General features: G+C 65.2%; 8 protein-coding genes. 2 read left to right on the top strand and 6 right to left on the bottom strand.

The genetic code is table 11. The features are described 5' to 3' along the window. Position 1: 1 nt before the first annotated feature. The 6 genes from BRSPCE3_RS05515 to BRSPCE3_RS05540 all read right to left on the bottom strand — a co-directional run bounded on the left by BRSPCE3_RS05515 (position 2) and on the right by BRSPCE3_RS05540 (position 7970). On the bottom strand, positions 2-676 hold the full coding sequence (locus BRSPCE3_RS05515; protein ID WP_244064697.1) for a spermidine synthase: 675 nt from the start codon (positions 674-676) through the stop codon (positions 2-4). 259 nt (positions 677-935) lie between these two features. Next, positions 936-4169 (bottom strand): bifunctional cytochrome P450/NADPH--P450 reductase, encoded by a 3234-nt coding sequence (locus BRSPCE3_RS05520; RefSeq protein WP_244064698.1) that lies wholly within the window; start codon positions 4167-4169, stop codon positions 936-938. A gap of 135 nt (positions 4170-4304) precedes the next feature. Continuing rightward, positions 4305-5300, bottom strand: a complete 996-nt coding sequence (locus tag BRSPCE3_RS05525; RefSeq protein WP_244064699.1) for an alpha/beta fold hydrolase — start codon at positions 5298-5300, stop codon at positions 4305-4307. An 11-nt stretch (positions 5301-5311) separates the two neighbouring features. Continuing rightward, a complete protein-coding gene (locus BRSPCE3_RS05530; protein WP_244064701.1) occupies positions 5312-6862 on the bottom strand; it encodes a wax ester/triacylglycerol synthase family O-acyltransferase in 1551 nt (516 codons plus the stop codon). A gap of 59 nt (positions 6863-6921) precedes the next feature. Beyond that, entirely contained in the window at positions 6922-7713 is a 792-nt protein-coding gene (locus BRSPCE3_RS05535) for an alpha/beta hydrolase (protein WP_244064703.1), read from the bottom strand. Between the two features lie 8 nt (positions 7714-7721). Further along, the gene (locus BRSPCE3_RS05540; protein ID WP_244064704.1) at positions 7722-7970 is read right to left on the bottom strand and encodes a DUF6489 family protein; all 249 of its coding nucleotides are present in this window, start codon (positions 7968-7970) and stop codon (positions 7722-7724) included. 377 nt (positions 7971-8347) lie between these two features. On the opposite strand from BRSPCE3_RS05540, the gene BRSPCE3_RS05545 reads away from it, so the two are divergent. Together BRSPCE3_RS05545 and BRSPCE3_RS05550 are read left to right on the top strand one after the other, a co-directional pair. Next, a complete protein-coding gene (locus BRSPCE3_RS05545; RefSeq protein WP_244064705.1) occupies positions 8348-9946 on the top strand; it encodes an ABC transporter substrate-binding protein in 1599 nt (532 codons plus the stop codon). A 103-nt stretch (positions 9947-10049) separates the two neighbouring features. Next, positions 10050-11030: an ABC transporter permease gene (locus BRSPCE3_RS05550; RefSeq protein WP_244064706.1), complete on the top strand. Its 981-nt coding sequence runs from the start codon at positions 10050-10052 to the stop codon at positions 11028-11030. Positions 11031-11041 lie beyond the last annotated feature (11 nt).

Consider the following 11041-nt stretch of genomic DNA (forward strand, 5'->3'; position numbering starts at 1 on the left):
GCTAGTCCTTGGCCGCGAGCCAGATCACGTGGCGCACGCCGCGGCCGCGGCCCGTGGCACGGACGGCAATTTCGTTGACCGCGAACCCGGCCCGGGACAGCGACTTCGGGAATTTGGCATTCGGACCGGACGACCACACGGCGAGCACGCCGCGGCGCCGCAGGGCGGTGTGTGCGATCTTGAGCCCGGAGATATCATACAGCGCGTTATTGGCCTTGCGCGTCAGGCCTTCGGGGCCGTTGTCGACATCGAGCAGGATGGCATCGAAGGTCGACGGGTGTCGCCCGATCACATCGGCGACGTCCACCTCCTGGATGCTCACGCGCGGATCGTTGAGGCTGTCGCCGAAGATCTCAGCCATCGGGCCTTTCGCCCAGGCGACGACCGATGGCACCAGCTCGGCCACCGTGATTTTCGCCTCGGCTCCGAGCACCTTGAGCGCGGCCCGCAGCGTGAAACCCATGCCGAGGCCGCCGATCAGGAAATGCGGTTTTGCAACCTTGTCGATCTTCTTTGCGGCGAGCGTCGCCAGCGCCTCCTCCGAGCCCGACAGGCGGCTGTTCATCAGCTCGTTGGTGCCGAGCATGATCGAGAATTCGCGGCCACGCCGCATCAGACGCAATTCACCTTCAGTGCCGGGAATGCGCGCGGTATCGATCTTTTCCCATGGAATCATGCGGCGGCTTGTAGCATGGGCGGCACGTCTGCCGTAGCCCGGATGGAGCGCAGCGTAATCCGGGACAGCCTCAAATGCGGGTCGACCGGCCCCGGATTTCGCTGCGCTTCATCCGGGCTACGAAGGCTCAGCAGCGGCGCAACACCGTTGCGCCATGCTGGGGCCACAGCCCTCTTCAACAACACAACCCTGTGGTTATGGGTCCCGGCTTTCGCCGGGACGACTATCGGGATGCATCAAGGTCATCCCAACTGCAAGCCTAGCCGCCGGCCCAGACGTCGAGCACGTAGCGGTTCCCTGTTCCCATCTCCTCGGTCCAGCGCGCGGCGGCGTCGGCATCGGTGCCGGTGCGCTCGCGATAGATCGACATCAGCGTCGCCTTGACGTCGGGCTCCATCTTGCCGCCATCGCCGCAGACATAGACGATCGCGCCCTTCTGGATCAGTTCCCAGACCCGGTCCTTCTGCGCGGCAACGAGGTGCTGCACATAGGTCTTCGGTCCGTCGGCGCGCGAGAAGGCGGTGTGGAGTTCGGTGATGCCGTCGGCCGCGAACGCCTTCAGCTCATCCGCATAGATGAAGTCCTGCTCCGGATTCCGGCAACCGAAGAACAGCATCGCCGGCCCCAGCGTCGCGCCCTGCGCCTTGCGCGCGGCGCGCTCCTGCAGGAAGCCGCGGAACGGCGCCAAGCCCGTGCCCGGCCCGATCATGATGATCGGCACGGCGTTGTCGTCGGGCAGACGGAAGCCGGCCTTGGTCTCCTTGATGGTGGCGTGGACGGTGTCGCCGGCGCGGCGGCGCGCCAGATAGTTCGAGCAGATCCCCTTGTAGATGCCGCGGCCCGAACTTGCGGGGGCTTCCACCACGCCCACGGTGACGCTGCAGCGCTGCGCCTCGCCCGCCGGAGACGACGAGATCGAATAATAGCGCGGCGCCAGCAGCGACAGCATTTCGAGGTAGAGGTGGAACGGCAGCTCGCAGGCCGGATATTCCTCGAGCAGGTCGAACACCGATTTGCGTTTTCCCAGCACCTCGGTGCGGTAGCGCCCGGCCGAGGCGTCGTCGTCGCCGACATAGGCCAGCAGCTTCGGCTTGGTCACCGGGCAGCGGGTGTGCTCGGCCATGATCTGGATCTGCTTGCGGGTCGCAACCTGCTGCAACTCGACGAACTCGGTGAGCAGCCGGCCGACCGACACCGCGTTGCCGACCGGCAGCTGCGCGCGGCGGCCTTCCGAGACCTGCAGGCGGATCTGGTCGGCCGGCAGGAAGCCGAAGCGGCGCGCGACGGAATCGACCAGGGTCGGATCGTTGCGCGGCACCACGCTGAGATGATCGCCGACGCGGTATTTCAGACCGGCCGGCAGCTCGACTTCGATATGCCGGGTCGAGCGCTCCGACGGATGGGCGCCGTCCTTGGTCTGCAGCTCGTTGTTGGCGAGCACCTTCATCGGCACCGCGCCGCCCTGCGTCACGATGGTGTTGATCGCGCCCTGCGCCACCGGCTCGATCGCATAAAGCGGCTCGTCCTCGGCGGTGCGGGTGAAATTCCAGTCGATGCCGAATTCCTTGGTCGCGACCTTGGCGGCCTCCGGGAACCATTTCTGGAACTGGCCGTCGAGATCGCTGCGCGCATCGCCCTCGCCGCGCGGATAGACCGCGCGCGCGCCGTGCCTGGTCATTTGCTCGTCGATGAAGCGCGGCACCGACTGATAGGTCGCCGCCCAATCGCTGTTGCCGCAGCCGAACACCGCGTAGCGCACCTTGGCGAAGGCATCCTTCGGCAGGTCGCTTTCGAGCCATTTGACGAACTGCGTCGCGTTGTCGGGCGCCGCGCCATTGTAGGAGGCGCAGATGATCAGGACGCCGCCCTCCTCCGGCAGCTTGCCGACATAATCGTCCAGCGGACCAAGCCGGGTGGCAAAGCCGTTGATCTCGGAGAGATCGGCCATGCGGGTCGCCAACTCCTCGGCCGAACCGAGGTTGGACCCGTACAGCACCAGCATCGGCGTGTTGTGGCCGGGGCGCGTGGTCGGAGCGCGCGGGGCCTTCGGTGCGGCCGCAACCGCGCTGGTGCTGCCGGCGAACGCGCCGCGATCCCTGTCGTCGCGCGGCCGCACCTTGATCCTGAAGCCGTCGGGCTTGACGGTCAGCGTCTCCTTCAGGTGCATCTGGTAGCGATGCACGTCGAGCAGCTTGAAGCGCTGCAGGATCATTCCGATCGCGAGCGCCGCCTCGTGCATGGCAAAGCCGCGGCCGATGCAGGCGCGCTGGCCGTTGCCGAACGGCTTCCACGCGTTGAGCGGGCGCTTGGCCTCGGCCTCGCGGCTGAAATTCTCCGGGTCGAACACGTCGGGGTTCGGGCCCCAGACCGTGGGATCGCGATGCAGCGCCATCACCAGGATGGTGATGAAGGTGTTCTTCTTCAGCTTGTACTTGCCGCCGATCGCCTCGTCGTTGAGCGGCGCGATGCCGTAAGCCGGCGCCGGCGGCCACAGCCGCAGCGCCTCCTTCAGGCATTGGGTGATGTAGGTGAGCTGCGTCACCTGCTGGTAGGTCGGCCGCGCATCGACGTCGGGACCGAGGACGCGATCGACCTCCTCATAGGCCTTCTTCAGCACCTCAGGATGCTTCAACAGCGCGTAGATCGTGCACGACAGCAGGCCGGAGGTGGTCTCGTGACCGGCAATCAGGAAGGTGTTGATCTGGTAGCGGATGTTGACGTCGTCGAGCTGCTCGCCGGTCGCGCGGTCGACGCCGGTCATCATCGCGGCAAGCATGTCCTTCTTGTCGTCGGACGCGGCGGTGTTGCCGCGCCGCTCGGCGATGATCTCGTCGACCATCTTGTTCATGAAGCCGACGTCGTCGGCGAGCGTCTTGCGCCGCTTCTGCATCCACAGCCCTTCGAGCGGCAGGCCGCGGGTCATCATGATGGTTTCGAGCGAGCGCACCAGCGATTCCACGAAGGGATGGTAGTCGCGGCGGTAGAACGAGTTGAAGCGATAGTCGAAGCCGCACAGCCCGATGGTGTCGAGGGTGAGCGCCGTCATGTCGTGGACGACCTCGATCTCCTCGTCGGCGTTGAGGCGCTCCCATTTCTTGACCAGCTGCTCGGCGATGTCGACCATGCTCGGGTGGTACGACTGCATGGCGCGGTTGCCGAACGGCTGCATCAGGATGTTGTGCGCCTTGCTCCAGTTCGGCTCCCTGGTGTCGGCCGTGAACAGCCCGTCACCGCCGACCGCGCGCACCCGGCGCAGCGAACCGCGCACCGCCTTGTCGAAGCGCTTCTCGTCGGAGAGCTCGTCCACCAGATCGTGGCCGGACACGATCACGATCGGCGCGCCCATCATGTCGAGCCAGAAGATCGGTCCGAGCTCCTTGGAGAGCTTGACCAGATGCTGCACCGGCGCGGTCGAATCCAGCGACAGCATGTTGCCGACCACCGGCTTCGTCGGCGGATGCGGGATCGGACTCAGTCTGTTGCCGGACGCCATTGTCGAAGTGCCCCCTCACTACGCGCCGTCATCCTGAGGAGCGCGCAACACGCGCGTCTCGAAGAATGGCCGCTTGCTCCAGTCCCTCTCATCCTTCGAGGCGCGCCGAAGCCGGCGCGCACCTCAGGATGACGCCTAGCCGAATCTTCGCTTACGCCATTCGATCAGCTTGGCGCTGACCTCGTCAGGCTTTTCCTGCTGCGTCCAATGGCCGCTGTCCTTGACCAGGTATTTCTCGAGGTCCGGCACCAGCCGCTCCATGCCGTCGGCGGCCGACGGCGGCAGCACCGCGTCGTTCTCGGCCATGATCATCAGCGACGGCACCCGGACGTGATGGTCGAGCCCCGCCGAGCGTTCCCAGTTGCGGGTGAAATTGCGATACCAGTTGATGCCGCCGGTGAAGCCGGTCTTGCTGAAGGTGTCGACGAACACCTTCTTCTCGTCCGCCGACAGGATCGGCGTCCGCGGATCATGCCTGGCGTCGTAATTCGCGATCATCTGCGGGAATGCCAGATTGAGCCGCGCCGAAGCGCCGACGCCGGCGATCGGCTGCTCGGGTGGCGCATCCGCGGCGCGCGGCGCCGGCTTGCGCATGAAGGCATCGAAGGTCTGCTCGACCCGGCTGCCGAAGATCCGGTCCGGCTCGCGCGCCGGATCCTGGAACTGGACGATGTACATGTGGTCGCCGAAGCGCTGGCGGAACAGCGCGATCGGATCGACAGGCGCGCGGTCCCAATGCGGCGTGTTGACGCCGACGACGCCGGCGACCCGGGCGGGATGCCTGAGCGGCATCTGCCAGACGACGAAGCCGCCCCAGTCGTGACCGACGAAAATCGCCTTGTCGATCTTGAGATGGTCGAGCAGGCCGACGAGGTCGCCGGTCAGGTGCTCCATGTCGTAGGCTTCGACCGGCTCCGGCCGGTCGGTCGCGCCATAGCCGCGCTGATCAGGTGCGATCACCCGGATGCCGGCCTCACCCAGCGCCTTGATCTGGTGACGCCACGAGAACGCCAGCTCGGGCCAGCCGTGGCACAGCACCACCGGCGGCGTATCGGTTTTGGGGCCCGCCTCGTAAAACCCCATGCGGATGCCGTTCGTCTCGGCGAACTGCAGCGGTGGCATATCGATCATTGCAGGAATTCCTATTCGGCCGCGCCCTTGATGTCCGCAGGCGGCGGCGCGAACGCCGCCTCGAGTGCCTCGAACTCGACCGGCAGCATGTCGCACATCACCTGCACATGGGGAATGATGTTGGCACCGACGATAAAGCCGAAATCGAGCTGATCGCGGTAGCTCTGCACGGTGATGTTGAGCGCAACGCCGTGGGTCGAGATCGAAACCGGGAAGATGTGCAGCAGCTCCGCGCCCGCCGCGTACAGCGTCTGCCGCGGTCCCGGCACGTTGGAGACCGTGATGTTGGTCGCCGGCGGCAGCACGTTGGAGAGATCGGAGCGGCTGTAGAGCAGCGCCAAAACCTGCACCACGATCGGCGCGCCCAAGAGCGAGATGTTGGAGACCTGCGGCATCAGGGCGCGCAGCGGATGCGACATCTCCTTGGACTTGGTGGACTGCGCGATGATGGTCTCGAGCCGCTTCCTGGGGTCCTCGATGTCGGTCGCGATCGAGCAGATCATGCCGAACACCTGGTTGTTGGATTCGGCGTTGCCCTCCTCGCGCAGCGAGATCGGCACGCCGGCGGTCAGCGACTTGTTCGGCAGCGCGCCCTGGCCGATCAGATAACGCCGCACCACGCCGGAGGCGAGCGCCAGCACGACGTCGTTGAGCTTGCCGCCCGACGCCTTCGCCAACGCCTTGGCGCGCGACAGCGAGATCGAGGTGCCGGCGAAGCTGCGCTCCGACGAGATCGCCTTGTTGAGGATGGTCGGCGGCGAGGCCATCGCCTGCAGGCTCTCGCGCGACCTGGGATCGGCGACCTTGGCGACGACATCAGAGAGGCTCTTGAGCACGGTCGGCATCGAGCCGGCGAATTTCACCGCGCTCTCGATCTGGAACATCGCGTTGTCGAACAGGATCGAGCCGAGGTCGCTCTTGCCGGAGCGCGGCAGCTCCAGGCTCTTCTGCGCGGCGGCGGCCGCCTCGAACGGCTGGGTCCAGAGCTGCTGATAGGCGTCGATCAGATTGGCCGCGATGTCGCGCGGCTCCTGCGCCACCTTTTTCGCGCTCGGCGGCTCGATCTGCCGCGGCACCGGCGTCAGGTCGTAGATCATGCTGGTCAGCGCAGCGCCCGCGCCGCCGTCGATGCAGGCATGGTGCATCTTGGAATACAGCCCGATCTCGTTGTCCTTCATGCCCTCGAAGACATAGAACTCCCAGAGCGGGCGGGCACGGTTCAAGAGCTTGGCATGCATCCAGCCGACGATGCGCTCCAGCGTGGCGCGGTCGCGCGGCGCCGGCAGGCTGGCGCGGAAGATGTGGCGGTCGATATCGAACTGGTCGTCCTCGACCCAGGACGGGTGATCGATGTCGAGCGGCGCCTTCTGCAGGCGCGCCTTGAGGATCGGCGCGACGTGCAGCCGCGAGGCGATCATCGCCTTGAACTCCTCGAAGAAGTCGCCCTTGTAGCCGTCGGGCAGCCGGAAGATCGCCATGCTGCCGACATGCATCGGCATTTCCGGCGTTTCCAGATACAGAAACGATGCGTCCAGCGAGGACAGCTTCTTGGCGTCGCTCATGATCTCCTCCCGAGAGCCAACTCACGCGGGCGCCTTGGCGGCGCTTCTCGTCGTCTGGTTTAGGATAGTGCCTGTTCTGCCGGCCCGTAGGCAATGGCAAAGGGGCCCGAGCGGTCAAAATGCCGGAACTCGCCTTCCGGCTGCGCCAGCCGGTCGGCGATCGCCCATAGCGCCGCGGGGTTGACGCCGAGGCCGATATGGCTGGCGAAATGCACCTCGATGTTCTCGGCAGTCGCCGACGGCCGCAGCCGCGAGGTCCGCCAGTTCACGATGCCGTCGGTGCGGGAATAGATCGAGGTTGCCGGCACCGGCATGTCGCCGGCGATCGCGGCGCGAATCTCCGGGATATCGCCGACCGCCTCGCCGGACAGCAGCTCGTACAGCCGGGTCGCGTTGGTGGCGCGGATGTCGTCGGCGAACGGGCTGCCGAGCGTGATGATGGAGCGCACCAGCTCCGGCATCTGCGATGCCAGGTCGCGCGCATAGACGCCGCCGAGGCTCCAGCCGATGATCGAGACCTTGCGTCCGGTCGCCTCATGGACCCGCTTCAGCAGGTCGCGCAGCGCAGCCCGCCGGCTGGAAATCCCGCCGAAATTGCGGCCCATGTTCCAGGCATAGGCGTCGTAGCCGAGCTCCTTCAGATAACGCCGCATCGGCGCCATCGACAGGTCGCTGGCGAGGAAACCCGGCAGCGCCAGCACCGGATGACCGTCGCCCTTCGGCGCCTGCATCAGCAAAGGCGACAGCAGCAGGCTCGAATTCAGCTCGAGCACGCCGCGCGCTTCCGCCAGCATCAGGAACAGGCTGGGCGGGCGCAACCGGCGTTCGGTCCCATCAACGCTCCTGTCCATGGCGGCCACTATTTCTTCTTGCTCGAGCCGCCGAAGCCGGCCATCGCCACGAACATGTCCTGGAAGCGCTCGGCGAGCTTGGGATCGAAGGTGAACCAGCTCTGCATCAGCGATTCCGGTGAAATCTTGTCGATGTTCGACGTCATCTGCTGCTGCAGCTTGTCCATGACGGCGGTCTGCATCGGCCCCACGTCGGGCAGGCCGAAGAACTGCCGCGCTTCGAGGGGCGTACAATCTATCTCGACGTTGACTTTCATATCCGCCTCCTCAAATGCGCCTTCGCCGGCTCAGTATCGCCGCGACGGGGTACGTTGCGCAAGTCGGCCCCACCCGCCCCCGGGTGCAGTCGGCCTCAATCATCCGTTATGGTCAACCAAACTGCTTCGGAGCGATCGGCATAAGCGGGGCGCGCCGGTGATCATTCCTGTGCCCGACAGCCAGCACTCCGAAAGTCGAATGTCACGCGTTCGCGCCGGCCGCTTACTCTCGAATCCCAGCCATTGCGCTGCACCCGCGCGAGCAGGTTAACCCTTTGGGAAATCGCGCTTGCGCGGCCGGCAAACTCTGGCAACATGCATCAATAATACCAGCCGGACAAAGCAGCCGGCGGACAAAAACGGGGACGCGGGATCACATGTCGGTACGTTGGAGTTTGTTTGCGGCGGCTGCCGTCGCGCTGGTCGCCGTTGCCTTGCCGGCATCGGCCCAGACGCTGAAATATGCCAATCAGGGCGAGCTGAAGTCGCTCGATCCGTACACCCTGAAGGAAACCACGACGATCGCGCACCACGCCCACGTCTACGAGGGCCTCACCGCGCGCGACAAGGACCTCAAGATCATCCCGGCACTGGCGGAAAGCTGGGAGACGCTGAGCCCGACCAAATGGCGCTTCCACCTGCGCAAGGGCGTCAAATTCCACAATGGCGATCCCTTCACCGCCGACGACGTGCTGTTCTCCGCCGACCGCGTCCGCGCCAAGGGCTCCAATTTCCTCAGCAACGTCCCGGCCGACGCCAAGTTCACCAAGGTCGACGACTACACCGTCGACGTGACGCTGGACTCGCCCAATCCCATCCTGACCTCGCAATGGGATAGCTGGTACATCATGGACAAGAAGTGGTGCGAGGAGAACAACTCCGTCGCACCGACGCCGGCCTCGGCGACCACGCCGAGCTACGCGGCGCTGCACGAGAACGGCACCGGCCCCTTCACGATCGAGAGCCATCAGCCCGGCGTGAAGACCGTGTTCAAGGCTTTCCCGGGCTACTGGCGCAAGGTGGAGCATAATCTCAAGGAGATCATCTTCACCCCGATCGGCTCCGACGCCACCCGCGTCGCCGCACTGCTCTCGGGCGAGGTCGACGTCATCGAACCGGTTCCGCTGCAGGACATCCAGCGGGTCAATTCCAGCGGCGTCGCCACCGTGATGACCGCGCCGGAGATCCGCACCATCTTCATCGGCATGGATATGGCGCGCGACGAGCTGCTGTACTCCAACATCAAGGGCAAGAATCCGTTCAAGGACATCAAGGTCCGCGAAGCCTTCTACAAGACGATCGACGTCGATCTGATCAAGACCCGCGTGATGCGCGGCATGTCGACGCCCTCGGCCCTGATGATCGCCCCCGAGCTCTACCCGCTGTCGAAGGAGTTCACCCGGCCGAAGCCCGATCCGGAAAGCGCCAAGAAGCTCCTGGCCGAGGCCGGCTATCCGAACGGCTTCGAAGTCACGATGGATTGCCCGAACGACCGCTATGTCAACGACGCCGCGATCTGCCAGGCGGTGGTCGGCATGCTGGCCCGCATCGGCGTCAAGGTGAACCTCTTGGCGCAGCCGAAGGCACAGTATTTCGGCAAGGTGCTGAAGCCCGGTGGCTACCAGACCTCGTTCTTCATGCTGGGCTGGACCCCGGCGACGTCAGACTCGCACAACGTGCTGCACGACATCCTCGGCTGCCGCGACGATCCGAAGGATTCGACCCGGGGCGAGGCCAATCTCGGCGGCTATTGCAACAAGGAAGTCGACGCGCTGACCGACAAGGTGCTGGTCGAGAGCGACACCGCCAAGCGCGATCAGCTGATCAAGCAGGCCTACGAAATCGTCATCAAGGACTACGGCTACATTCCGCTGCACCAGCAGCCGCTGGTGTGGGGCGTATCGAAAAAGGTCAAATTGACCCAGCGCGCGGACAACCAGGTGCTGCTGTACTGGGCGACCAAAGAGGGTGAGTAGCGGCGCCAGCGAATTGGGTCCCGGAAGCGCAAGCTTCCGGGACCTCGCGTTTTCCGGTCGCGCAAAGCCGCGCGCCAAATCTCAAAAGCAGTGAAAGGTAGAGATGCTCGCTTTCACTCTTCGCCGTTTCCTGCAGGCGATCGGCGTCATGCTCGCCGTCGGCGTCATTGCGTTCGCGATGTTCCGCTTCGCCGGCGATCCGGTCAACCAGATCGTCTCGATCGACACCTCGGCCGCGCAGCGCGCCGAGATCCGGCACTCGCTCGGCCTCGACGATCCCGTGCTGGTGCAGTTCGGCCGCTACTTCATCAATGCGCTGCAGTTCAAGTTCGGCGTATCCTACCAGTTCCGCCTGCCGGTCTCCTCGCTGCTGGCGGAGCGCATGCCGGCGACGCTGGAGCTTGCGATCGTCGCCACCATCTTTGCGATGGTGGCCGGCATCCTGATGGGGGTCTATTCGGCGCTGCGCCGCGACACCGTGCTCGCCAGATTATTCCAGGCGATATCGCTGATCGGCATTTCGCTGCCGACCTTCCTGATCGGCATCCTCCTGATCTACCTGTTCGCAGTGACCCTGGGGTGGCTGCCCTCCTTCGGCCGCGGCGAGGTGGTGAAGCTCGGCTGGTGGTCGACCGGGCTGCTGACCGTCTCCGGCTGGAAGGCGATCATCATGCCGGCGATCACGCTCGGACTGTTCCAGATGACCCTGATCATGCGGCTGGTGCGCGCCGAGATGCTGGAGGTGCTGCGCACCGACTATATCCGCTTCGCCCGCGCCCGCGGGCTGACCACGCGCGCGATCCATTTCGGCCACGCGCTGAAGAACACGCTGGTTCCCGTGATCACGGTGGCCGGCCTGCAGTTTGGCTCGGTTATTGCATTCTCGATCATCACCGAAACCGTGTTCCAATGGCCGGGCATGGGACTTCTCTTCGTGCAGGCCGTGCAGAACGTCGATATCCCGATCATGGCCGCGTATCTCCTGATGGTCTCGTTGATCTTCGTCACCATCAATCTCGTGGTCGACATCCTCTACACCGTGGTCGATCCGCGCTTGCGCTCGACCGTCGGCCGCGCGGCGTGAGGGGCCGACCG

Origin of the sequence: Bradyrhizobium sp. Ce-3, from assembly GCF_022835695.1 — a bacterium.
Lineage (GTDB): Bacteria > Pseudomonadota > Alphaproteobacteria > Rhizobiales > Xanthobacteraceae > Bradyrhizobium.